This window comes from Amycolatopsis thermophila (assembly GCF_030814215.1).
Taxonomy (GTDB): Bacteria; Actinomycetota; Actinomycetes; order Mycobacteriales; family Pseudonocardiaceae; genus Amycolatopsis_E; species Amycolatopsis_E thermophila.
The window spans coordinates 5,103,168-5,127,433 of record NZ_JAUSUT010000001.1; the positions used below are offsets into that span (position 1 = coordinate 5,103,168).

Sequence of the window (24,266 nt, forward strand, 5' to 3'; positions counted from 1 at the left end):
GCCTCGACGGTACCGAATGGACAGCTAACTGCACAACTGGCTGTCTATTGTGGCGGAGCCGGCGAGCAGGTGGTCGCCCCGGGCCCCCACGGCGAGGGTGTCGCCACCATGGTCACGAAAACGCGGATTCGGTGGCGCCGCCGCGCGCTTCGTGCTCTGATACGCCGAGCCGTGACCGGGGAGGGGTGGCGTCGTGAACCAGTGGCGGGTGCCGGGCTACAGCGAGGTCGAGGTGCTCGGGACCGGGGGCTTCGGCCGGGTGGTGCTGGCCAAGCACGAGGCCACCGGGCAGCTGGTCGCCATCAAGTACCTGCTGGCCGAGTTCCTCGGCGATCCGGGGATCGTCGCGAACTTCCGCCGGGAGGCGCTGTTGCTGCACGGGGTCCGCAGCCCGCACGTGGCCCAGGTGCACGACTTCGTCGAGCGGCCCGAGGGTGCCGCGCTGGTCATGGAGGCCGTGCCCGGGGTGTCGCTGCGCGTGCTGCTGGCCGCGGAGAAGAAGCTGGCGCCCGAGTCGGCGCTGGCGATCCTCAAGGGCTCGCTGCTCGGGCTCGCGGCGGCGCACGCGGTCGGGGTCGTCCACCGCGACTACAAGCCCGGCAACGTGCTGGTGTCGCAGGCCGGCGAGTCCAAGCTCGTCGACTTCGGGCTGGCCACACTGGACGGACAGGCCGGGCTCGCCGCCGGGTCACCGTCCTACATGGCCCCCGAGCAGTGGTCCGGACTGCCCGGCCTGCCCGCCACCGACGTCTACGCCGCCACCTGCGTGTTCTTCCAGTGCATCACCGGGCACAAGCCGTTCGACGCCGGGACCACGGAGGAGCTGCGCGCCCTGCACCAGGCGGCACCGGTCCCGCTCGGCGCGGTGCCCGAGCCGGTGCGCCCCCTCGTCGCGCGCGGCATGGCGAAGGACCCCGCCCAGCGCCCGCCCACCGCGGACGCCTTCGTCGCCGAACTGGAAGCCACCGCCCGCGCCGTCTACGGCCCGGACTGGGAGAGCCGCGGCTGGAAGCGCCTCGCGGCACCGGTCGCGGCCCTGACGGCCCTGACCCCGCTCGCGCTGCTGGCCACGGCCGGGACCGCGGCCGCCCCGGTGGCGGCGGTCGCCTCCGCGCCGGCCGGGGCGGGCATCGCCGCCGCCACCATCGGCAAGGTCGTGGTCGGGGTGCTGGTGACCGCGCTGGTCGCCGTCGGCGGGTTCCTCGTCTACCAGCAGTTCGACGACGACCCGCCCCGTCAGGCCGCGCTGAGCGTCGACCTGACCAGCACCACGGGCCGTGACCCCGCCCTGCCCATCACCTACGACCTGCAGTACCCGCGGGTGTCCGGGCACGCGGACCCGGCGGCGGAGCAGCGCATCAACGCCGCGCTGCGGGCGCCGGTGGACGAGCGGCTGGATTCGGTGCGCCGGGCACTGGCCGATCCCGAGGCCGTGGCCAGGGTGCGCAGCCAGGGGGAGACCATCGGCGTCCGGACCACCGCGACCATCATGCTGCGGACGGAGACGTTGCTTTCGGTGCGCTACGACCACGCGCTGGACTCGGACTACCTGTCCCATTCGAGCTGGCGGTTCCCGGAGGGCCTGAACGTGGACCTGGGCAGCGGCCGGGTCCTGGGTCCGGCGGACATCTTCCGGGGCGATGTCCTCACGGCGAGCGGGATGGCTGCGCTCACCGAACGGTTGGTGACGCATTCGGCGCGCGGGTTCTGCCACCTCGCGGAAGTCGGTGGCCCCGGTCCGCTGGCGTCGATCGACAGCGCGGAGACCGCGGCCGGCGGCGATCACGTGCCCGTCGCGGACGTGGTGTTCACGCCGGCGGGGATGGATTTCCTGGTCCGGTACGCCGACCTGGGCTGTACGGAGGCGGACGGCCAGGAGACGATCACCCTGCCCTACCAGGAGATCGAGGATCTGCTGAGTCCCTCGATGCTGACCATGCTGGGCCGGCCGGCTTCCTCGTCGTCGGCGGCCCCGTCGTCGGCGGCGTCCTCCTCGGCCGCGCTGGACGGGAAGGTCTACACCAACGCGCGGTTCGGCTTCAGCCTGCAGGTCCCGGAGGACTACCAGCGGCGCCCCTACGCACCGTCCGGCGGCGACGGCATGGAGTTCACCGACTCCCCGCTCGGCGCGACGATGACGGTGTGGGGCGAGAACAACACGGCGGGACTGTCCACAGCGGACGCCCTGGCCGCGGCTATCCGGGCGGTGCAGGCGCAGGGCGGGCAGGTGACGGCGCAGCGCGTGGAAGGCGAGCAGTACACCATCAGCGGCTACACCGGCGACCGCATCTTCTACGAGCGGGGTTTCGTCGGCCGGGGTTCACGAGCCACCCTGCATTGGGACTACCCGAGGGTGAACAAGGAAGAACTGGACGCGGCCGTGAGCCGGACGGTGAAGACGCTCGAGCCCGGCGACCTGAGCCGGCCGCACTAGGGAGTGCCCGCAATGGGATTCGCGTAGGCGGAACCGGGCGACGGAAACATCTTGGCCAAGTACGGCTAGGGCGTGTCTGACAAAAGATTCGGCTGGTTGTTCGGATGCGGCTGGTCGTGTCGCGGTTTCCATTGCTTTCGGATGCGCGGGATGTGCCGGCGGTGTTCGGTCCGTGGCAGATGATCCGGACCTCGCCCGACCGGGTCCGCGGCGACACGGCCTACTCATCACCAGCGATCCGGGGACATCTGCGCGCGCGGCATCACCGCGGTGATCCCCCGAGCCAGCTGACCAGGCCAGGCACCGCAAACGCCGCGGTCGTCCTGCATGCCGTGATCAGCTGGATCAAGGCATTGTCAGACACGCCCTAGCTTGAGTTTTAACCGGGTCGGCGGGGTCGTGGGTTGCTCGATTTGGTGTTCTTGCGGTGTTTCGGCTTTGGTTTGTTCGTGCTGGTGAAGGTGTGGACGTCGTGGCGTGAGGCGGGTCGTTGGTTGGGTGTTCCGGCTGGACGTCCAGGGCCTGGCCGCGAGGGTTTCGGGACGCCGGCGGGGCAGGCGAGTTGTGGACGTAGGTTCCGAAACCCCCGGCGGACCCTGGCCGGGGTGAGCCGCCTGGCTTGTCGGGGTTTCTCCCAAGGACGGCGCAGGTCCGCTGTGAGGTCACGGGCGAGGCGCAGCTGGGTGTAGGCGGTCAGCTGCAGCCAGGTCCAGCGGTCGGCCGCCTCGGGTGAGCGAAGTTTTGGGGTGGTCCAGCCGAGGGTTTGCTTGAGCATGCGGAAGGTGTGCTCGATGTCGAACCGGCGCAGGAACGCCTGCCAGGCCAGATCAACCTCGGTGGCGTCCAGGCCGATGCGGGAGTGCCAAAGCCACACCGGTTTCGGGATCGCCCCGGAGGGCAGCCGGTGGACTTCGAGCCGGATCACGGTGCCCTCGATGATCGGCAGAGTGCCGTCGTGGCCGGCCCAGGCGATGCGGTGGGTCAGCCGTGGGTGCAGCCGATCCCACGCCCGGACCAGCGCGGGACCATAGAGCCGGGTCGTGGTTTCGGTGACGACGTCGGGATGCCCCCAGGTGGCCGGGTCGCCGAAAGCGAACTCGTCCCCGTGGCGACGGGGTCTGCCCAGCGTGCCGGGCGGCTGCGGCGGGACCGGGCGATGCAGGACCCGATCAGTGCGCATCCGCACCAGCACGGTGATCGGAAGATCGGCCAGCACGTGAGCCAGCCGGGGGCCGTCGTAGCCGGCATCGGCGACCAGCAGGATGTCCGGGTCTCCCGGCCGCCAGTGCCCGGCCGCGACCAGACGGTCCACCACGCCGCGGATCTGCCGGGCGGTCACGCTCGCGGCGTTGTCGCCCGGCGCGAGCCGGACCGCGTCCAGCGGCGCGGTCCACGAACCGCGCCCTGATTCCAGCGCGACGACGACGGAGTAGGGCCAGCCCGGCACCATCATGTGCTGGTCTTTGCCGCGGCCGTAGGTGTGACACAGGATCCGTTGCGGGCAGGTGTGCGCTTCCGGACGCAACCAGCAGGTCACATCTACCGCCAGCACCAGCCGCCCGTCCGCGGCCCGCGGGATCGGCGCCGCGCTCAGCGCGGTCTGCAACCGCGGCACGTCCATACTGCCGCGCGCGAGTGCGGCATACCCACTGCCATACCCTCGGCGATGCTCGCCCGCCAGGGACAACTCCGCGACCGACCGTACCGGCCCATCAGCACACAACACCGCGTCGGCCAGCTCGAACAACGCGTCCGCCCGCCGGTTCAAAGACTCATACACCCGCCGCCGGAACCTCGACAGCTCCCCATTGGCACGCCTGTTACTGGCATCAGGCAAACTGATCACCGCAGCCCTTGATCGATCTTCCAACTGTCGCAAGAAGGAATGATCGACCAAGGGCTGCGTTCATGATCAACAGGGGTAGGCAAGACCACCCGAAGGTTAAAACTCAAGCTAGCTGTGCTGTTCGGGGACGTTGGTGATGGGCTGACACGCTGAGGATGATCTTGATGTGGGTGAGGACCTCCGGGTTCGGTGTGGATTGCGACATCTGCACCCGAACACCAGGAGGTCCTCGATGGTCCACCGTAACGCGCTCTTGACTCCGACGGGTCGGCTGCGGCTGGCCCGGTGTGTCGTGGAGCAGGGGTGGTCGCTGCGGCGGGCAGCGGAGCGGTTCCAGGTCTCCCACACCACCGTGGCCCGCTGGGTGGGGCGTTATCGCGAGCACGGGGCGGCGGGCATGGTCGATCGGTCCAGCCGCCCGCACCACAGCCCGGGCCGTACCTCGCCGGAGGTGGAAGCGCAGGTGGTGGCGCTGCGCACCGAGCACCGGATCGGGCCGCTGCGGATCGCCACCCGCGTCCCGGTGGCCGCTTCCACGGTGTACCAGATCCTGCGCCGGCACGGCCTGCCGCCGCTGGCCGCGTGTGATCGGGCCACCGGCGAGTCGATCCGTCGTTACGAACGCGACCGTCCGGGCGAGTTGGTCCACGTCGATGTCAAGAAGCTGGGCCGCATCCCCGACGGCGGCGGTCACAAGATGCTGGGCCGTCCCGCCAGTCGCGCGAATCAGGTACGCGCCCGCGGCGGCACCTACCTGTTCCTGCACACCGCGCTCGACGACCACTCCCGCCTGGCCTACACCGAAACCCTGCCCGACGAGAAAGCCGTCACCTGCGCGGCGTTCCTGCGCCGTGCCTACGCCTGGTTCGCCCAGCACGGCATCACCATCGAACGCGTCCTGACCGACAACGCCATGGCCTACCGCAAAACCACCTGGCAGCAGGTCTGCGCCGAACTGGGGATCCAACGCCGCTTCACCCGCCCATGGCGACCCCAAACCAACGGCAAGGTCTGTGAAGACTTAGCTCGGTGCTGCACCGGATCGGTCTGACCCTGGTCAAGGTATGACCTATCGATAGTGGTGGTGTCCTGCGTTCGATTTGTCGGCCGGCTCCGGTGCAGCACTGTGGTGCGCACCGGCCAGGCGGAGCTGACCTGATAGGAGCTTGGGCTAGAAGCCCCCGTCGCAGACTTGTCGCCCCGCCCGGCCGGTTCGCTCCATCCGTGAGATCAGCCCTAACGGAGGAGCACATCCAGCATGACAACCCAGATGGCTATAGAGCCAGCAGCTGGTGCCGTGATCGGCGGCGTCGATACCCACAAGAACACTCACTACGCGGCGGCGGTCGATGACCACGGCCGCCTGTTGGGTCATCGGGAGTTCCCCGCCAATGACCGCGGCTACGCCGACCTTCTGGCATGGGTTCAGGAACACGGCGAGGTAGGCGCGATCGGGGTCGAGAGCACCGGATCTTTCGGCGCCACGCTGACTCGGTTCCTTACCGCCCGGGAGATTCGCGTGGTCGAGGTCAACCGGCCCAACAGACTGGCACGGCACATGGACGGCAAGTCCGATCGGCTCGATGCCGAGCAGATCGCCCGGGCTGTCCTCGGCCAGACTTCGACGGCCACCCCGAAAGCCAAGTCCGGCCTGGTCGAGGTCATCCGGACCCTTCGGGTGACTCGTTCCAGCGCAGTCAAGGCACGCACCAGCGCATTCAACACACTGTGGGGCGTCATGATCGGGTCACCCTCTCCGTTGCGCGACGAACTTGTCGTGCTGAGCAAGAAGACGCTGGTCAACCGATGCCTGCGGCTGCGGCCGGAGACGGAGGACCTGCTCGGCCTGGCAACAACCCCAGGCCGGCTATTGATGGCCGGAGTCAAGGCCACCCTACGGGGCCTGGCACGCCGCTGGAAGCAACTCGATGATGAGATCAAGGCCCTCAACAAGCAGATCGGGGCCCTGGTCCACGCAGCGGCACCCGAACTGGTCGAACTGCACGGTGTCGGCGTCGAGATCGCGGGCCAGTTCCTCGTCACCGCAGGCGACAACCCCGAACGCATCCGCAACGAAGCCGCCTTCGCCAAGCTCTGCGGTGTCGCGCCCCAGCCGGCCAGCAGCGGACGCACCACCGGCCGACACCGACTCAGCCGCGGCGGCGACCGCGCCGCAAACAGTGCCCTCTACATCGTCACGATCGTCCGGATGCGTCGCCACCAACCGACCCGCCACTACGTCGAGCGGCGCACCGCCGAAGGCCTGCGCAAACGCGAGATCATCCGCTGCCTGAAGCGCTACATCGCCCGGGAAATCTATGCCAACCTTCCCCGACCATCCACGGCCTCCGTCACACCCCCTCCGACAGCGGCTTGACGAACATAGGAGCATCGAACGCTTCCACCGCACCCTGCTCGAGGAATGGGCCTACCACCAGCCCTACACCTCAGAAACCCACCGCCAAACAGCCTTCCCCGACTGGCTGCACTGGTACAACTACCACCGACCCCACACCGGCATCGACGGCCACACCCCAGCCAGCCGCGGCACCAACCTCACCAAACAACACACCTAGCGCGCTTCCCGCGCCGCCCACTCGCGTCGCCGGCGGGTCAGCACCTCGACCAGCTCACTCCGCCGTCGCGCGACCTCGTCGTAACTGCCCATGACCCCCACCGCGGCCACGGTCTTGCCCCCCTCGACCACGGCGACCGACACCCCGTCGGCTTCGGTCGACGCACCGGGCGCGGCCACGAGACCGTCCCGCTGGATCTGCGCCAGATCGGCCAGGAACCGGTCCACGCGGTCCGTCTCGTCCGGCGGCAGCGCACTGATCTGCGCCCACAGGTCCCGCTTGTCCATCCCGGCCAGCAGCACCCAGCCGGTCGACGTCCGGATCAGCGAGCGCCGGACGAACCCCTCCGCGAGGTAGGCGTACCGCGGATCGGACGAGGCGTAGTCGACGTAGTAGAGGTCGCTGCCGACCACGATGGCGAGCACGGCGGTCATGCCCGTCTCGTCGTGCAGGGCCACCAGGTCCTCGTGCGTGACCGTGGTGACGGTGGGACGGCCGGCGAGCCGGGTGAGCAGGAACGGTGCCGGCCCCAGGGTGTAGCGGCGGTCGCGCTCGTCCAGGTAACCGGTCGCGACGAGCCCGTTGACCAGGCCCTGGATGGAGCTCAGGGGCGCGTCGAGCTCGCGGGCGAACTCGGTCAGCGTCGTCCCGTGGGTCGAGCGGGCTGCCAGGTCGAGGATCGTCGCCACCCGGTCGATCATCCGGTGGCGGGGCCTCGGGCGGCCATGCGGCGTGGGGTGCGTCGGCACGGCGTCGCTGCTTTCTTGATCGGTTGCGTTCACGGAACCCTACACCGGGGCGGGTTGCGTAAATACGTAGGTTACTGCCAGACTGCGTAACATGAACATGCCGCTGGACGGCGTCGTCGTCGCCGACTTCAGCCGGGTGCTGGCCGGCCCGCTGGCGTCGATGACGCTGGCCGACCTCGGCGCCACCGTGATCAAGGTGGAACGGCCCGGCTCGGGGGACGACACCCGCAGCTGGGGCCCGCCGTGGACGGCCAACTCCAGTGCGTACTTCGAGTGCGCGAACCGGTCGAAGCGCTCGGTGGTCCTCGATCTCGACGACGACGCGGACCTCGCGCTGGCCCGTGAACTGGCCCGCCGCGCCGACGTCCTGGTGGAGAACTTCCGCGACGGCGCCCTGGCGCGCCGGGGTCTGGACTACGCGTCCGTCCGCGCCGTCAACCCGGGGGTCGTCTACTGCTCGGTGACCGGGTTCGGCAGCCGGGGAGGCGCGCCCCTGCCCGGCTACGACTTCCTCGTGCAGGCCACGGGAGGCCTGATGAGCATCACCGGCGAGGCCGACGGCGAACCGGCGAAGGTCGGTGTGGCCGTGGTCGACGTGCTGACCGCCAAGGACGCCACGATCGGGATCCTCGCCGCGCTGCGGGCCCGCGAGGCGACCGGGCGCGGGCAGCGGATCGAGGTCAACCTGCTGTCCAGCCTGCTCGGGTCGCTGGCCAATCAGGCCTCCGCCTATCTCGCGACGGGCCGGGCGCCCCGCCGGATGGGCAACCGGCACCCGTCGGTCGCGCCGTACGAAACGCTGCGGTGCAAGGACGACGTGCTGGCCCTGGCCTGCGGCAACGACCGGCAGTTCCAGCGGCTGGCCGACGTGCTCGGCGACCCGGGCCTGGCCGCCGACGGCCGGTTCGCGACCAACGAGGCGCGCGTTCTCAACCGTCCGGCGCTGCGGTCCGCGCTCGAAGACCTGCTGGCCCAGGACACCGCCGGCGCGTGGAGCGCGCGTCTGACCGCGGCCGGGGTGCCCGCGGGCGAGGTCGGCGACCTCGGCGACGGCCTGCGCCTGGCGGACTCGCTCGGCCTGGAGCCGACCGTCCCGGTCGGGGACGCGCCGCATCAGGTCCGGCACCCGGTGACCTATTCGGACACCCCGGTCACCCGCTACACCGCCCCGCCCCGCCTGGGGCAACACAGTGACGAGATCCGCCGCTGGCTCGAAGAGGAGACACGATGAGCACCACCACGAAGCTGCCGCCGCTCGACCCGCGCGACCCCGCCGGGATCAACGACCTGCTGTCCAGCGACGAGAAGGACATCGCCGCCGCGGTCCGCCGCCTGTGCGAGGAGCGGGTCGACCCGTTCGTCGCCGGGTGGTTCGAGGAGGGCCGGATCACCGACATCCGCGGCCTGGCGAAGGAACTGGGCTCGCTCGGGGTGCTCGGGATGCACCTGGAGGGCTACGGGTGCGCCGGGATGTCCGCCACCCAGTACGGTCTTGCGTGCCTGGAGCTCGAGGCGTCCGACTCCGGTCTGCGGTCGCTGGTGTCGGTGCAGGGGTCGCTGGCGATGTTCGCGATCTGGCGGTGGGGCTCGGAGGAGCAGAAGCAGCAGTGGTTGCCTCCGATGGCCGCCGGCGAGGCGATCGGCTGCTTCGGGCTGACCGAGCCGGACATCGGGTCGGACCCGGGCAGCATGCGCACGCGGGCGCGCCGCGACGGGGCGGACTGGGTGCTCGACGGCCGCAAGATGTGGATCACCAACGGCAGCGTCGCCGACGTCGCGGTGGTGTGGGCGCAGACGGACGAGGGTGTGCGCGGGTTCGTGGTTCCCACGGACACGCCGGGTTTCTCGGCGCCGGAGATCAAGCACAAGCTGTCGCTGCGGGCATCGGTGACGAGCGAGCTGGTTCTGGACGGCGTGCGGCTGCCCGCGGACGCGGTGCTGCCCGAGGTGACCGGGCTGAAGGGCCCGCTGAGCTGCCTGAACGAGGCGCGGTTCGGGATCGTGTGGGGCGCGATGGGTGCGGCGCGGTCGTGCCTGCACGCGGCGCTGTCCTACGCGGGCGAACGCACCCAGTTCGGCAAGCCGATCGCCGGTTTCCAGCTGACGCAGCAGAAACTCGTCGACATGACGCTGGAGTACACCAAGGGCGTGCTGCTGGCGTTGCACCTGGGGCGCCGGAAGGACGCGGGGGCGCTCCGGCCGGAGCAGGTGAGCCTCGGCAAGCTCAACAACGTGCGCGAGGCGCTGGACATCTGCCGCGCGGCGCGGACGATCCTGGGCGCCAACGGGATTTCGCTGGAGTACCCGGTGATCCGGCACATGAACAACTTGGAGTCCGTGCTGACCTACGAGGGCACCGTCGAGATGCACACGCTGGTCGTCGGCCAGGCGATCACCGGCCACGCCGCCTTCCGGTGACCGGATCCGGCCGGCCCGTGGGACGCTTCGCGTGCCGTACGGGCCGGCCCGGGTCGTCGCGGGTCCCTTGGGATCGTGACCGGCAGCGGTAGCCCTCCACGATGGACTCGCGAGCGTGCCGGCCGCGGTGGCGCCCGCCGGTGTGTCCTCCTTCCAGTTGTGGGCGCCCCGGATCCGCCGTTCTCCTACTTCCGCCCCGACGCCCTAGGTGTGGTTGCTCAGCACCAGCGTGCCCGCCGCCATGAACATGCCTCCGTTGCCCAGCGCCACGCTCACCTCCACGCCCGGCACCTGCGCCGCCGCCTGGCCGCGCAGCTGCCGCACCGATTCCTGCACCAGGAACATCCCGTACATGCCCGTGTGGGTGTAGGACAGGCCACCGCCGTTGGTGTTGAGCGGCAGCTCGCCCCCGGGGGCGGTCCGGCCCTCCGCGATGAACGCCCCGGCCTCGCCCCGAGGGAGGAACCCCATGTCCTCCAGGCCGTAGACGGGGACGTGCGCGAACGCGTCGTAGATCATCAGGTGGTCGACGTCGCCGTGGGTGATGCCGGCCTCGGCGAACGCGTCGGCGCTCGAGCGGCGGAACGCGGCCGACGTGGTGAAGTCCGCCATCTGCGAGATCAGCGGCGACTCGAACGTCTCCCCGGTGCCCAGGATGTGCACCGGCGGCTGGGGCAGGTCCCGCGCCCGCTCGGCGGAGGTGATCACCAGCGCCCCGCCGCCGTCGGTGACCAGGCAGCACTCCAGCAGGTGCAGCGGGTAGGAGATCATCCGCGACGCCAGCACGTCCTCCACCGTGATCGGGTCCCGGTAACGGGCCCGCGGGTTGCGCGCCGCCCACTGGCGCTGCGCGACGGCCACCGACGCCAGCTGCTCGGCGGTCAGCCCGAACTCCTTCATGTACCGCAGCAGGGGGATGGTGAACATGCTCGGCGGGCCGGTCACCCCGTAGGGCACCTCGAACTGGCCGTTGGGGCTGGACGCCGGGAACGCACCGCGCGCCGCGCCGACCCGGGACTTGCCCGACTCGCCATGGGTCACCAGCACCGTGGTCGCGTGCCCGGCGCGGATCGCCTCGACCGCGTGCCGCACGTGCAGCAGGAACGACGTCCCGCCGACGCCGGTGCCGTCGATCCACCGCGGCTGGATGCCCAGCGCGTGCGCCACCGTGACCGGGCCCGGCGCCGACACGCTCGCGATCCCGTCGATGTCGGACATGCGCAACCCGGCGTCGGCCACGGCGTTGCGCGCCCCTTCGACGTGCAGGCGGATCGTGGAGTGCCCGGGCAGGACCCCGATCTCGTCGGTCTCGGCCGCCCCGCAGACCACCACGTCGCCGCGCGTCATGCCGGCACCTCCGTCCCGACCGGGGTGAACTGGGGGATGGTCACGTCGCCGCGCTGCTCGAAGGTGACCCGCAGGTCCATGTCGAGCACCAGGTTGCCGGGCGTGTTCTCGACACCGACGATGTTGGTCATCATCCGCGGCCCCTCCGCCAGCTGCACCACCGCGATCGCGTAGGGCGCCTCGAACCCGGGCGCCGGGCGGTGCGTGATCGTGTACGAGTACAGCGTCGCCCGTCCACTGGTGGTGAACCATTCCAGCGCGTCCGACGCGCAGAACGGGCAGCACGGGCGCGGGTAGAAGAACGGGCGGCCGCAGTCCAGGCAGCGCTGGATGCGCAGCTCGCCCCGCGCGGCGGCGTCGAAGAACGGCTGGGTTTCGGGCGTGGGCACCGGAACCGGTTTCATGTCGCTCCTTTGTAGAGGGTCAGCGGCCGAGCAGCGGACCGAACGCCTGCTCGATCCGTGTCGCCAGCGTGTCGGGGTCCCACGGTCCGGTGCCGAAGATCCGGCTGACCGGTTCCGGGTTGTTGTAGAGCGCCACCTGGTACCCGGCGGCGTGCAGGATCCGCCCGGTGATCCAGCCGGACGCGGTGCCGGCGAGGTAACCGACGAGCGGCGCGACGTTGTCCGGCGAATGCTCGTCGGCAGCGGGGGAGCGGCGCCGCTCGCCGGGGATGGAGTCGGTCATCCGGGTGGCGGCGCCGGGGGAGACGGCGTTGACCGTGACGCCGTAGCGGGCCAGCGCGCGGGCGCTGGAGTAGGTCAGCCCGACGATGCCCATCTTCGCCGCGGCGTAGTTCGGCTGGCCGGGCGCTCCGTGCAGGCCGGAGACCGAGGTGAAGTTGATGATCCGGTTCTGCGCGTCGCCGTCGCCGAGCGAGCGCCAGTGCGCCGACGCGAACCGGGTGGTGTTGAACGTGCCCTTGAGGTGGACCCGGATCACGTCGTCCCACTCGCGCTCGGTCATGTTGAAGATCATCCGGTCGCGCAGGATGCCGGCGACGTTCACCAGCACGTCCAGCCGGCCGAACTCGGCGATCGCCGTGCCGATCAGCTTCTCCGCCGCCGCGTGGTCGGAGACGTCGGAGGTGTCCGCGACCGCCTTCCCGCCGGCCGCGGTGATCTCCTCGGCGACCGTGGCGGCGGGGCCGGTGTCGGTGCCGGACCCGTCCAGTTGGGTGCCGAGGTCGTTGACCACCACGTGCGCGCCGTCGCCGGCCAGCAGCCGGGCGACCGACGCGCCGATCCCCCTGCCCGCTCCGGTCACGATCGCGACCCGTCCGTCCAGGCGTCCCATGCCCATCCCGCCTTCCACCGCAGGTTTTAGAACTCGGTTCTGGAATTACTTTCGGCGCGGCGGGAGTGCCTGTCAAGAGGCTTGACACCGGGTGGCGGGGATCCTGTAATAGACGAACCGAATTCTAATATTCGTGTCTGGTCCACAGGGTCGTGAGACATCCCGGAGCGGCAACGGCGCCGCAGCGAGGAGGAAGGCACGTGCCACTCAACCACGACGTGATCGGCCTGGAGTCGCCACCGGCCGAGAAGAGCTGGACCAGCAGGGACACGCTGCTGTACGCGCTCGGCGTCGGCGCGGGCCAGGATGATCCGGCCGGCGAGCTCGAGTTCACCACGGAGAACACCGCCGGGGTCGGGCAGCGAGTGCTGCCCACCTTCGCGGTCCTCGCCGCCCAGGCGCCGGCGCGCCGGGACCTCGGCGACTTCGACCGGGCCATGCTGGTCCACGCGGAGCAGGCCTTCGAACTGCACCGGCCGTTGCCCCCGGCCGGCACCGCACGGGTCACCACCACGGTGACCGGCATCCACGACAAGGGGTCCGGCGCGCTCGTGGTCACCGAGGCACGCGCGGTGGACCCGGCCACGTCGGAAACGCTCGTCACCTCGCGCAGCTCCGTGTTCATCCGCGGCGAGGGCGGCTTCGGCGGCAGCCGCGGCCCGGCCACCGAGTGGAAGGAGCCGGCACGTCCGCCGGACCACCGCGTGACCTACCGGACCCGGCCGGACCAGGCGCTGCTCTACCGGCTGTCCGGCGACCGCAACCCGTTGCACTCCGACCCCGCCTTCGCCGCCAGGGCCGGGTTCGCCCGCCCGATCCTGCACGGCCTGTGCACCTACGGCGTGACCGGCCGGGCGCTGCTGCACACCCTCGCCGGGTCGGACCCGGCCCGGTTCGCCGCGATGTCCGGGCGGTTCAGCGCACCGGTGTTCCCCGGCGAGTCGCTCACGGTGTCGATGTGGGCCGACGGCGAGAACGTCGCGTTCCGCACCACCAAGGACGACGGCACCGTGGTGATCGACCGCGGTACCGCCACGATCCGGCTCGGCTGATACCCGATCGCACGTACCCGGCCCGGGACACCCGCGCCGGCGATGACGCACGCGTTTTTCTCCACCCAGGGAAGGTGACCCATGAGGTTGTTGCCGATACGTGAGCTGACCGAGTATCCGACGGGCGCCCGCCGGATGCGGATCCTGACGATGGCGGTGCTCGCGATCCTGATCGGGTCGTACGAGGCGCAGATCGCCCCGGTGGTCCCGTTGCTGCTCAAGGACCTGCACATGTCGCTGGCCACCTACGGGCTGGTGTCGGCGGCCGGGGTGCTGGCGGGGGCGATAGCCTCCGCGATCGGCGGCAGGCTCACCGACCACGTGGGGCGGGTGCGCCTGCTGGTGCCGTTGATGTTCGCCACCGCGGTGTGCTGCTTCCTGATGGTGACGGTGCATTCGCCGACGCAGCTGCTGCTGGTGCGGATCATCCTGTCTATTGTGGACGGCATGGCGATGGCGGGCACCGCGCCGCTGGTGCGGGACTTCTCGCCGCGGATGGGGCGTGCGCAGGCGTTCGGGTTCTGGACCTGGGGCCCGGTGGGTGCGAACTTCCTGGCCGCCGCCGTCGCCAGCGCGACGCTGCCGGTGTTCGACGACAACTGGCGCTCCCAGTTCGTGATCATGGGCGCGTTCTCGCTGGTGATCTCGATCGTGATCATGTTCAACATCGCCGACCTGTCACCGGAGCTGCGGGCGCGCATCCAGCAGACCGAGCAGCAGGCGGTGCGGATCGGCCGGGACGGGCCGGCGCGGGCGCGGGAGTTGTTCCGGCACCGCAACATCTGGGCCCACGTCGTCGGCATCTCGTTGTGGCTGGTCATCTACATGACGCTGTCGTTGTTCGGGCAGACGATGCTGGCGGCGGCCTTCGACCTGAACGCGTCCACCGCGTCGGGCATCATGTCCGCGTTCTGGGTGCTGAATCTGCTGACGCTCGTCGTGATCGGGCGCGTGTCGGATCGGCTGCAGCTGCGCAAGCCGATCTGCGTCGCGGGGTCCGTGGTGGCCGTGCTGGTGACCGGGTACCTGATCCTGCTCATGGGCGATCCGGGTGTGTCGCACGTGCACCTGATGATCACCGGCGCCCTGCTCGGCGGCGCGCTCGGTGTGGCGTACGGCCCGTGGATGGCGAACTACTCGGAGGACGCGGAGGACGTCGACCCGCGCCTGCAGGGCAGCGCCTGGGGCCTGTACGGGGCGCTGTCGAAGATCATGGCGGTGGTCGTGCTGTTCGTGATCCCGCACCTGGTGGAAGCGGCCGGGTGGCGCACGTGGCTCGCCATCGCCGCGTTCTGCCTGCTGCTGTTCGTCCCCGCGGTGTTCGCGTTCCACGGCCCGTGGCGGGCGCACCGCGGCCGCACCCCGGTGACCACCTCGCCGCTGGAACGCACCGCGAACTAGCGGGGCAGGAGCCCGCCGGGGTCGGCCTTGCCGGCCCCGGCACTCGTGCTGAGCAGGATGTCCTCCAGCGAGAACGTGCGCACCAGCGCACCTGGTGGAGGATCTTGAGCCGGCGCGCGGATCTCGGCGAGCTGTTCGTCCGGCCGGTGGCCGGTCAGGTACCGGGAGATCGCCGCGCGCGCCGGAAGATCGAGCGGCCGCCGCGGACGCGGCGGGGTTGATCGCAGGGGGCTGGACACGAAACCCGGAATCGAGCCGCCTGATCACCCCATCGGCCGCTCCCGTGGCGAGCCCACCACCAAGATCCACCGTCTAGTCGAGGGGAACGGCCGCGCACCGGTCACCCTGCTGAGCACGGACTCGCCCCGACCGGGTGCGCCGAGAAAAGGCTTACTCCTCCCGCGCCCATCCGCACCCACCTCCGCGGGCGGGGAATCCGCGCGGTCATCCCCGAGCCGGCCGACCGAGCCGGACACCGGAAACGCCGCGGTTCCCGCGGCGGAGGGCCGCCCGCCTCCGACGGCCAGGACTACTGCGGCCGCAACGTCATCGAACGCAGCTTCAACCAGCTCAAACAACGGCGAGGAATCGCCACCCGGTTCGACAAACCCGCCACCGTCCACCGAGCAGCCGTCCTCCTCCACGACGTCATCACCCGGACAAACGCTTTGTCCGACACGCTCCAGGCGTGCGGAGGCGGTTGCGCTCCTCGTCCGTCATCGTGACGGCCTCGGAGAGCGGCCGTGGAGCCGGAACAACTCGGCGCCGAGGGCGTTGCGCCGGGCGTCCTTGCGCGCGGCCCGTGCCTTCGGCGTGATCGCGGCGTCGGTCAGCTCACCGTGGACCGGTCCGCGGTGAGCCGTCGTGGCCGGGCCGCCGCGCTCCGGCGGCCGGTCAGGGACACCAGCACCGCCACCACGGAGATCGCCGTCATCACGCCGAGCGTGATCCGGTACCCGGTGACCAGCAGACCGACCTGATCCGGGTGCAGGTGGGACAGCGTGCCCGCGAACACCGACGGCCGCACGGCCGCCGGGAGCGGGCCGGTGACCAGCGTGAGCGCCAGCGCCGTGCTCATCACCACGCCGGTGTTCTGGACCATCAGGCGCATGGCATTGACGATGCCGACCCGGTGCGGCGGCAGCTCGTCGAGCAGCGCCGTCGTGTTGGCCGGCATGAACATCCCGGATCCCGCCCCGAGCAGCACCAGCGCCACGCACACCGGCGCGTAGGAACCGTCCGCGGACAGGAACACCAGCAGCACCGCCAGGCCGACCGTGCCGGTGAGGCTGCCCAGCGCCGCGACGGCACGCGCGGACATCCGGGCGTGCAACGGCCCCGCGCACGCCGAGGCGATCATCGCGGCGACGGACAGCGGCAGCACCTTCAGCCCGGCCGACACCGGGTCCGCGCCGTGCACCGCCTGGTAGAACAGCGCGACGAGCAGCACCACGGCCATCCTCGCGACCGTGTTGAGGAACGACGCGAGCAGGCCGAGCGTGAACACGCGGTCGGTGAACAGCCGCACGTCGACCACCGGGTGCGGGCTCCGCCGCTCCACCACCGCGAACACCGGCACGAGCACGGCGAACAACGCCACCCCGGTCAGCACGACCGGATCCGTCCAGCCCCGGTCACCGGCCTGGGACAGGCCGAACAGCAGCCCGCCGAGCGAGATCAGCACCAGCACGTTGCCCGGCACGTCGATGCCGCGGTCCTGGCCCGTCCCGCTGGACCGGCGCAGGGTCACCGCGCCCCACGCCAGGCACACCAGGCCCAGCGGCACGTTGAACCAGAACACCCACTGCCACCCGAACCGGTGCGTCAGGAACCCGCCCAGCGTCGGGCCGATCAGCTGCGCGACGGAGAACGAGGCGATGTAGACGCCCATGCCGCGGCCGAGGTGACCGCGGGGGAACGCGTCGGTCAGGATCGCGGCGCTGTTCGTCAGCAGCATCGCGCCGCCCGCGGCCTGCACCACCCGCAGTCCCACCAGCCACCACGCGCCGGGGGAGAACCCCAGCAGCAGGCTGGCTCCGGTGTAGGTGGCCAGCCCGCACAGGTAGAGCGTCCGCCGCCCGAACAGGTCCGCGAGCCGTCCGAACACCACCATCAGCACGGTGTTGGCGAGCATGAACGACAGCAGCATCCAGCTCGCCGCCGCGGTGCCGGCCCCGAAGTGCCGGACCACCTCGGGCAGCGCCACGTTCAGCGAGCTGCTGCCCAGCGCGGTGAGGATGCTCGCCATGCTCACCACGGACAGCGCCCGCCACGCGTAGCGGAGCTGCTCCCGATCGGCCGGCTCGGACATGGATGTGCCTCCCGAGGGCTAATCCTAGAATCTCATTCGATCCTAGGCAGCCCGCGCCGCCGCGCACTCCCGCAAACGGGTTGATCGGGGAGGGGAATTCACCCCGAACCGGTCCTTTTCGGACGACGGGTCACAGGTCGAGCGGGTTGAGCCGCCGGATGAGCGCGATCGCCGCGTCGGCGATCCGGTTGGCCTCGCGCTTGGACGACGACGTCGCGACCTCGCGGCCCGCCTCGCCGATGACGCTGGTCAGCACGGCGACGGTGAGCCGGTCGACCGAGCTGGTGCCCTTGCCGAGCAGCACCGCGTTCTGCCGGACCCACTCCCGGCCGCGCGTGCGGCGCACCAGCTCGAACCCGGGCGGACCGTCGCCGTCCATGAACATCCGGGACAGGTCGCGGCGCTGCCACGAACCCTCCAGGAAGGCCCGCGCGCCCACGATGAACAGCTCGAGCGGGTCCTCCTCGCCGCCGGCCCGCGCCTTCGCGACCGCGGCCGCCGCCGCGTGCTCGTGCGCCGACTGGTGGTCCTCCCACAGGGCCAGGAACAGCTCGGTCTTACCGCCGAAGTGGTGGTAGAGGCTGCCCACGCTGGACTCGGCGCGGCGCACCACCTCGGCGATGCTGGCTTCGGCGAACCCCTGCTCGCAGAACACTTCGCGGGCAGCGTTGAGCATCACCCGCCGCGTCTCCGCGGTGCGGCTCCACTGCCAGGCGTTGCCGCTCGACTTGCGTGGCATACGCGCCTCCTCGCTGTCCGCCACGATGATAGCCACGTCGCGGCGGGAGTTCCCGGCACGCTCTTGACACGGTGGTTCGCGGCCCGGATGCTGAGTTGATTCCTAGAGTTCGGTTCTAGAAAGTCCCCGAGAGGATTTCGCCGATGGTCGACTTCTCGCTCTCCACCGAAGAACGACAGATCCGGGACACCGTGCGCACGTTCGTCAACCGCGAGGTGGTCCCGCTGGAACCGGAGGTACTGCGCAACGAGCGCGCCGGGCGGCCCGGCCTGGAGGCCGACGTGCTCAAGGAGTTGCGCGACAAGGCCCGCGCGGCCGGCTTCTGGGGCGTCAACACGCCCGAGGAGTACGGCGGGATGAACCTGGGCGCGGTGATGGCCGCGATCGTGGCGATGGAGACCGGGCGCACGTTCGTCCCGTTCAGCTTCGGCGGCACCGCCGACAACATCCTGTACTTCGCCAACGACGAGCAGAAGCAGCGCTACCTCATCCCGACGATCGAAGGCGAACGCCGGTCCTGCTTCGCGATCACCGAGCCCGGCGCCGGGTCGGACGCGCGCAACATCCGCACCCGCGCGGTGCGCGACGGCGGCGACTGGGTGATCAACGGCGAGAAGGTGTTCATCACCGGCGGCAACGAGGCCGACTTCGTCATGGTGTTCGCGGTGACCGACCCGGACAAGGGCGCCAACGGCGGCGTCACCTGCTTCCTCGCCGACCGCGACATGGGCTGGAAGTCCGAGCCGATCCCCACGATGGGGCAGTGGGGGCCGGCGTCCCTGGTGTTCGACAACGTGCGGGTGCCGGCGGAGAACGTGCTCGGTGAGGTCGGCCACGGGTTCGACCTGGCGATGCGCTGGATCGGGCAGGGCCGCTACCTCATCCCCGCCCGCGCGATCGGCGCTGCCGAGCGGATGCTGAAGATGGCGATCGACTACGCGAACATCCGGCACTCGATGGGGCACCCGATCGCCGAGTACCAGGCGATCCAGTGGCAGATCGCGGACTCGCAGGTGGAGATCGAGGCCACCAAGTGGCTCACGCTGTACGCGGCGTGGCGGGTCGAACAGGGCCTGGACGCGCGTCACGCGTCGTCGATCGCCAAGCTCAACGGCGCGCTGATGGCCAACCAGGTCGTCGACCGGGTGCTGCAGATCCACGGCGGCATGGGCTACACGAAGGAACTGCCGATCGAACGGTGGTACCGGGAGCTGCGGCTGTTGCGTATCTTCGAGGGCACCGACGAGATCCAGCGCCGGACCATCGCGCGGAACCTGCTCAAGGGGCACGTGCGGCTCGGCGGGATCGGGGAGTGACCGGATGACCTTGTCCCTGCGCGAGCTGTTCCGTCCCCACTCCATCGCGCTGGTCGGCGCCACCGACAAGTCCGGGTGGTCGCTGTCCACGTTCCAGAACCTGCGCGACCACCGGTTCGCGGGGAAGGTGTATCTGGTCAACCCGCGCACGGAGGTGGTGCACGGCGAGACGGCCTACCGCAGCCTGTCCGACATCGGGCAGCCCGTCGACCTGGCCTACGTCATGGTGCCCACCCCCGCGGTGCTGTCGGTGCTGCGGGAGGGTGCCGGGCTCGGTATCCGGAACTACGTCGTGCTCACCGCGGGGTTCGGCGAGACCGGGCCGGAGGGCAAGCGGCTCGAGGACGAGATCGTGGCGTTCGCGACCGAGCACGGACTGACCGTGCTCGGCCCGAACGGCAACGGCTACATCAACGCCGCCGGCGCCACCACGCCGTACGGTCTGCCGATTCCCGCGCCGCTGCTGTCCGGGCCGGTGGGGGTCGTGCTGCAGAGCGGGGCGCTGGCCAGTTCGGTGCTGTCGTTCGCGCAGGCGCGCAACGTCGGGCTGAGCCTGCTCACGTCGATGGGCAACGAGGCGATGGTCTCGGTGACCGACGTGATGTCCTACCTCGTGGACGATCCGGACACCTCCGTGATCGCGTTGTTCCTGGAGTCCGTCCGGCATCCCGAGGAGTTCGCACGGGTGTGCCGGCGGGCGGCCCGCGCGGGGAAACCGGTGGTGGCGCTGAAGATCGGGACCAGTGCGCTGGCCTCGCACACCGCCCAGGCGCACACCGGGGCGCTGGTGGGCGACGACCGGGTGATCGACGCGGCGTTCCGGCGCTTCGGAGTGGTCCGGGTGCACTCACTGGAGGACCTGATCATCACCGCGGGTCTTCTCGCGTCGGTGGGCCGGGTCGGCGGGCGGCGGCTCGGTGTGGTGACGCCGTCGGGTGGTGCGTCGGAGATCATCGCCGACCGGGCCGAGCAGGAGGGGCTGGAGCTGCCGGCGTTCGCACCGGAGACGGTGCACCGGCTGAAGGCGATCGTGCCGGAGTTCGCGACCGTGCAGAACCCGATGGACGTCACCGGGTACGTGGTGGTGGACCGGACGTTGCTGGGGCGGGCGCTGGAGGTGGTGGCCGAGGACCCGGGCATCGACGCGGTGCTGCTGCTCAACGACCTGCCGCGGGTGCAGCCGGCGGATCCGTCGGTGACGCTGCAGATCGCGGGCGCGACGGCCGACCGCATCCGTCGGGCGCCGGTGCCGGTGATGGTGGTGAGCAACGTGCTCGCGGACATCACGGAGTTCGGCCGGTACGTGCAGGCGCAGACGGGTTTTCCGTACGTGGCGGGCGGCATCGAACACGGCATGGCGGCGATCGGCAACGCGGTCCGCTGGTCGGAGACGGTGACGGCGGCCGGCGCGGAGCCGGAGCCGGTGGGCGCCGCCGTGCCGGTGGACGTGGAGCCGGGCGAGTTGTGGGCCGAGCACCGGGCGGCGGCCTTCCTGGCTTCGCACGGGGTTCCGGTGGTGCCGGCCGAGCAGGTGGCGGACGAGGCGTCGGCGGTCGCGGCGGCGGAGCGGTTCGGCTACCCGGTGGTGCTCAAGGCCGCGGCGGAGGGGCTGGGGCACAAGAGCGACATCGGCGGGGTGCGGCTGGGACTGTCCGGGCCGGCGGACGTGCGGACGGCGTACCGCGAGGTGACCGCGGCGCTGTCGGCCCGCGGGCTGACCGGGGCGGCGCTGGTGCAGCCGCAGCGGCAGGGCGGGGTGGAGCTGCTGGTCGGCGTGGTGCGCGACGCGGCGTGGGGTCTGACGATGGCGATCGGCCTGGGTGGGGTGTGGGTGGAGGTGCTGGGGGACAGCGCGCTCCGGCTGCTGCCGGTCACGCCCGCGGACGTGCGGGAGGCGCTGGCGGAGCTCCGCGGACACGGCCTGCTCACCGGCGCGCGGGGCACGGAGCCGGCCGACCTCGAACGGCTGTCGGAGGTCGTCGCCGGGATCGGCACGCTGGCCCTGTCCCTCGGCGACCGGCTGGCCGCGCTGGAGATCAACCCGTTGCTGGTGCGGGGAGCGGAGGTGGAGGCACTGGACGCCCTGATCACCTGGACCTGAGGCGGTAGGCGCCGTGGTGGAGTCGCAGCGCGGGCGTGGCGTGGGTTCCGTGTCGTCGCCGTCGAGGCGGCCGGGTGGTCACGCCACGGCGGGAGGCCCGTGGGGTGACCAGGGTCGGTTCCCGCGCCCGCCGGGCGGGCTGGCGCGGGCGGCCCGAGCCCGCGTCGCCTGCCGGCCGCCCCCGGCGGCCCTGCCCGCCCAGATCCGGGGCCGGGTTGGCGGCGGGGATTGAGCCGGCTTGCCTGCCCTCCGGTCCGGGGTGGGGCCGCCCGCCTACCCAGATCCGGTGGCCGGGCGCTCAGCGGTGTGGGTCGAGCCGGGCTTGCCTGCCCTCCGGTCCGGGGTGGGGCCGCCCGCCCGCCCAGATCCGGTGGCCGGCCCCGAGACGCGGCGGGGTCTGGCCGGAGCTGTCCCCACCCGCAGTTCCGGTGCCGGGAGCGGGGGCCGACCTCCCACGAACCGGACCTCCCTCGCCCCAGACACCCGGCGACGCCACGCGAGGTGCGGTGCGGCCTCCCGAGACCTCACGAGCCTCCCGGCGGCCGGCAACGCGAGGCGAGGCGCGACGTCACCAGACCTCCCCCGCCCCCGATCCCCAGCCCGCCTTTGGTCGCCGACCAGGCGTGTCAAGGTACTCTTTCCCGCCTTGACACGCCTGCTCGGCGACCGAAAACACTCCACCCGGAGGGGGCGGGGGAGGTCGGCACCCAAGGCGACCGTTCGGCGCCGTGAGGCGCCTTCTTTTCAGCGCGTGAGCGCGGCTTTAAAGATCAAAAGATGTCCTCGCCGGACGGGCAGGCTCCGGGATGACCGGGGAGCGTTGTCGGCTCACCTCATGCAGTGGGTCGCTGGGTGGTCATCCCGTCGCCTGCATTGAGGCCTATCACTGTGAGCCAGGCCCGCACGCTTGTGTTCTTCGGCCGCCGGTGAGGGAGCAGGGTGCGGGCCTGGCTCACAGTGATGTGACGGCCTCAGGCGACGGGATGACCACCCAGCTCTCTTTGGGGCACGGGCGCCGGCGCGCTTTTCCGGCGGACTACACCCGTGCCAGGATCGCCTGCGCGCGCAGGAGCACGGGACGGTCCACCATCTGACCCTTGTGGACAGCCACGGAACCGTCGGTCACCGCGGCCAGTACTTCCCGCGCCCACGCCACGTCGGCGTCGCTCGGGGTGAACGCTTCGGTCACTGCCGCCACCTGGCGCGGGTGGATGCACAGCTTGCCCGTGAACCCCAGTTCGACCGCGTGCGCGAGGTCGGCCCGCAGCACGTCCTCATCGTCCACAGTGGTCGTCACCCCGTCGATCGGCGCGCCGCACCCGGCCGCCGCGGCGGCGAGCACCACCGCGGACCGCGCGTGCCGCAACGCTTCCAGTGAACGGTGGTCGACACCGAGCTGCGCCGCCAGATCGACACTGCCGAACGCCGGGCGCACCACCGCGTCCGCCGAGCACACCTCGACCGCCCCGGCCACGCCGAGCGCCGTTTCGATCAACGGGATCACCCCGGTGCCCGTGGGCAGACGCCGGGCGATCGCGTCCAGGCTCGCCCGGCTCTCGGCCTTCGGCACCATCACGGCCAGGGCACGGCCGGCGACCGCGTCGAGGTCGTCGTCGAACCACGGCGTGCCCGCGCCGTTGATCCGCACCACCGCGTGGTTCCCGTCGTCCAGCCACGCCCGGACGTGATCACGCGCGGCGACCTTGCTGTCCTCACCGACCGCGTCCTCCAGGTCGAGCACCACCGCGTCGCACCCCGACGCCGCGGCCTTCGCGAACCGGTCCGGCCGGTGACCCGGCACGAACAGGAAACTCCGTCCACTCGCGACACCGCTCATCGCTCGCTCCGCAGGGTTCCGGTCGCGGTCTGACGCCCGTGGACGTCGCGGACCGCGGTGGTGGTCTCGTCCTCCGCCTTGACCGCCCTGGCCACCAGGCCCTGGTGGTCGAACAGCGGCGACACCAGCCGGTAGGAGAACACCTGGTCACCGCCGCACCCCGTGGCGCGCGCGGCCTCCGCCATGGCGAGCGCCTGCAGCGGCCCGTGCGTCAGCAGCCCGGGATACCCCTCGACGTCGCGCGCGTAGTCACGGTCGTAGTGGATCCGGTGGGCGTTGTAGGTCAGCGCGGAGAACCGGAACAGCAGCGTCGGCGACACGTCCAGCGCCCACTCGCCAGGTCCGGCCGGCACCACCGGCGCCTCCTCCGCGGTCGTGGCGATCGTGGAGGTCTCCGGCCGGTACACGACGTCCTGCCGCTCCTCGACGACGACCTGCCCGGCCTGCTCGACCAGGTGCTCGACCGCGACGAACGTCAACGGCCCCGACCGTCCCTGCTTCTCCTGCACCGACCGCACCCGCGTGCGCCGCGTTGCGGGCTCACCGCACCGCAGCGCACCCCGGGTCCGCACCTCACCGCCCGCCCACATCCGGCGGCGGCCCGGACCGGGCGGCGCGGGCACGCAGTTGCGGATCGGGTGCCCGTCCGGGCCGAGGTCGGCCTGCGCCGGGCGTTCCAGCAAGTAGAACCAGTGCCACAGCAGGGGCAGGCCCTCGCCGCGGTCGAGGTCCGGCACCGGGACGTCGAGCAGGGCGCCGAGTGCCTGCGCGGGCCCGGGGAGCAGGATTTCGGTGCGCTCGACGACCTCACCGGCGGACGGCTGGGGTTGCGACATGACCTTC

General features: G+C 71.2%; 19 protein-coding genes and 2 pseudogenes. 11 read left to right on the forward strand and 10 right to left on the reverse strand.

What is annotated here, in order from left to right; genetic code table 11:
* Window positions 1-193: 193 nt before the first annotated feature.
* Window positions 194-2,434 carry a serine/threonine-protein kinase gene (locus FB470_RS25015; protein WP_306995366.1) on the forward strand — a complete coding sequence of 747 codons (2,241 nt, stop codon included), beginning with the start codon at window positions 194-196 and terminating at the stop codon, window positions 2,432-2,434.
* A 104-nt stretch (window positions 2,435-2,538) separates the two neighbouring features.
* Window positions 2,539-2,805, forward strand: coding sequence for a hypothetical protein (locus FB470_RS25020; protein WP_306995369.1), 267 nt, complete (start codon window positions 2,539-2,541; stop codon window positions 2,803-2,805).
* 8 nt (window positions 2,806-2,813) lie between these two features.
* Here FB470_RS25020 and FB470_RS25025 read toward each other — a convergent pair whose 3' ends face one another.
* Window positions 2,814-4,313, reverse strand: coding sequence for an NF041680 family putative transposase (locus FB470_RS25025; RefSeq protein ID WP_306995371.1), 1,500 nt, complete (start codon window positions 4,311-4,313; stop codon window positions 2,814-2,816).
* A 199-nt stretch (window positions 4,314-4,512) separates the two neighbouring features.
* On the opposite strand from FB470_RS25025, the pseudogene FB470_RS25030 reads away from it, so the two are divergent.
* From FB470_RS25030 to FB470_RS25040, 3 genes and pseudogenes are all read left to right on the forward strand, one after another.
* Window positions 4,513-5,292: pseudogene (locus FB470_RS25030) on the forward strand (IS481 family transposase); the annotation flags it as partial.
* 246 nt (window positions 5,293-5,538) lie between these two features.
* Window positions 5,539-6,657 (forward strand): IS110 family RNA-guided transposase, encoded by a 1,119-nt coding sequence (locus tag FB470_RS25035; protein ID WP_306988316.1) that lies wholly within the window; start codon window positions 5,539-5,541, stop codon window positions 6,655-6,657.
* 13 nt (window positions 6,658-6,670) lie between these two features.
* Window positions 6,671-6,856: pseudogene (locus FB470_RS25040) on the forward strand (integrase core domain-containing protein); the annotation flags it as partial.
* Here FB470_RS25040 and FB470_RS25045 read toward each other — a convergent pair.
* The gene (locus FB470_RS25045; protein WP_306995373.1) at window positions 6,853-7,545 is read right to left on the reverse strand and encodes an IclR family transcriptional regulator; all 693 of its coding nucleotides are present in this window, start codon (window positions 7,543-7,545) and stop codon (window positions 6,853-6,855) included. The pseudogene FB470_RS25040 and the gene FB470_RS25045 overlap by 4 nt on opposite strands.
* Before the next feature lie 151 nt (window positions 7,546-7,696).
* Between FB470_RS25045 and FB470_RS25050 the strand changes: the two genes are divergently transcribed.
* Window positions 7,697-8,836: a CaiB/BaiF CoA transferase family protein gene (locus FB470_RS25050; protein ID WP_370876559.1), complete on the forward strand. Its 1,140-nt coding sequence runs from the start codon at window positions 7,697-7,699 to the stop codon at window positions 8,834-8,836.
* The gene (locus tag FB470_RS25055; RefSeq protein ID WP_306995375.1) at window positions 8,833-10,023 is read left to right on the forward strand and encodes an acyl-CoA dehydrogenase family protein; all 1,191 of its coding nucleotides are present in this window, start codon (window positions 8,833-8,835) and stop codon (window positions 10,021-10,023) included. Before FB470_RS25050 ends, FB470_RS25055 begins: the two co-directional genes overlap by 4 nt.
* A 204-nt stretch (window positions 10,024-10,227) precedes the next feature.
* Here FB470_RS25055 and FB470_RS25060 read toward each other — a convergent pair whose 3' ends face one another.
* The 3 genes from FB470_RS25060 to FB470_RS25070 are packed head-to-tail and all read right to left on the reverse strand — an operon-like array spanning window position 10,228 to window position 12,672.
* Window positions 10,228-11,370, reverse strand: a complete 1,143-nt coding sequence (locus tag FB470_RS25060) for a thiolase C-terminal domain-containing protein (RefSeq protein ID WP_306995377.1) — start codon at window positions 11,368-11,370, stop codon at window positions 10,228-10,230.
* Complete coding sequence (locus FB470_RS25065; RefSeq protein ID WP_306995380.1) at window positions 11,367-11,774, reverse strand: Zn-ribbon domain-containing OB-fold protein; 408 nt, start codon at window positions 11,772-11,774, stop codon at window positions 11,367-11,369. The genes FB470_RS25060 and FB470_RS25065 overlap by 4 nt, the downstream gene beginning before the upstream one ends.
* A gap of 19 nt (window positions 11,775-11,793) precedes the next feature.
* Window positions 11,794-12,672, reverse strand: a complete 879-nt coding sequence (locus tag FB470_RS25070) for an SDR family NAD(P)-dependent oxidoreductase (protein ID WP_306995382.1) — start codon at window positions 12,670-12,672, stop codon at window positions 11,794-11,796.
* Between the two features lie 194 nt (window positions 12,673-12,866).
* Here FB470_RS25070 and FB470_RS25075 point away from each other — a divergent pair, with 194 nt between their 5' ends.
* Together FB470_RS25075 and FB470_RS25080 are read left to right on the forward strand one after the other, a co-directional pair.
* Window positions 12,867-13,718: a MaoC/PaaZ C-terminal domain-containing protein gene (locus FB470_RS25075; RefSeq protein WP_306995384.1), complete on the forward strand. Its 852-nt coding sequence runs from the start codon at window positions 12,867-12,869 to the stop codon at window positions 13,716-13,718.
* 81 nt (window positions 13,719-13,799) lie between these two features.
* Window positions 13,800-15,119, forward strand: a complete 1,320-nt coding sequence (locus FB470_RS25080; RefSeq protein WP_306995385.1) for an MFS transporter — start codon at window positions 13,800-13,802, stop codon at window positions 15,117-15,119.
* Here FB470_RS25080 and FB470_RS25085 read toward each other — a convergent pair.
* From FB470_RS25085 to FB470_RS25095, 3 genes are all read right to left on the reverse strand, one after another.
* Complete coding sequence (locus FB470_RS25085; protein ID WP_306995386.1) at window positions 15,116-15,358, reverse strand: hypothetical protein; 243 nt, start codon at window positions 15,356-15,358, stop codon at window positions 15,116-15,118. The two genes, FB470_RS25080 and FB470_RS25085, sit on opposite strands and share 4 nt — an antisense overlap.
* A gap of 590 nt (window positions 15,359-15,948) precedes the next feature.
* Window positions 15,949-17,430, reverse strand: coding sequence for an MFS transporter (locus tag FB470_RS25090; protein WP_306995388.1), 1,482 nt, complete (start codon window positions 17,428-17,430; stop codon window positions 15,949-15,951).
* 130 nt (window positions 17,431-17,560) lie between these two features.
* The gene (locus tag FB470_RS25095; protein ID WP_306995390.1) at window positions 17,561-18,169 is read right to left on the reverse strand and encodes a TetR/AcrR family transcriptional regulator; all 609 of its coding nucleotides are present in this window, start codon (window positions 18,167-18,169) and stop codon (window positions 17,561-17,563) included.
* A 143-nt stretch (window positions 18,170-18,312) separates the two neighbouring features.
* Between FB470_RS25095 and FB470_RS25100 the strand changes: the two genes are divergently transcribed.
* Both FB470_RS25100 and FB470_RS25105 read left to right on the forward strand, forming a co-directional pair.
* Window positions 18,313-19,485: an acyl-CoA dehydrogenase family protein gene (locus tag FB470_RS25100; protein ID WP_306995392.1), complete on the forward strand. Its 1,173-nt coding sequence runs from the start codon at window positions 18,313-18,315 to the stop codon at window positions 19,483-19,485.
* A 4-nt stretch (window positions 19,486-19,489) separates the two neighbouring features.
* Complete coding sequence (locus tag FB470_RS25105) at window positions 19,490-21,586, forward strand: acetate--CoA ligase family protein (protein WP_306995394.1); 2,097 nt, start codon at window positions 19,490-19,492, stop codon at window positions 21,584-21,586.
* Between the two features lie 1,036 nt (window positions 21,587-22,622).
* On the opposite strand, the gene FB470_RS25110 is transcribed toward FB470_RS25105, so the two are convergent.
* Both FB470_RS25110 and FB470_RS25115 read right to left on the reverse strand, forming a co-directional pair.
* A complete protein-coding gene (locus FB470_RS25110; protein WP_306995396.1) occupies window positions 22,623-23,423 on the reverse strand; it encodes an HpcH/HpaI aldolase/citrate lyase family protein in 801 nt (266 codons plus the stop codon).
* The gene (locus FB470_RS25115; protein WP_306995398.1) at window positions 23,420-24,259 is read right to left on the reverse strand and encodes an HTD2 family dehydratase; all 840 of its coding nucleotides are present in this window, start codon (window positions 24,257-24,259) and stop codon (window positions 23,420-23,422) included. The genes FB470_RS25110 and FB470_RS25115 overlap by 4 nt, the downstream gene beginning before the upstream one ends.
* Window positions 24,260-24,266 lie beyond the last annotated feature (7 nt).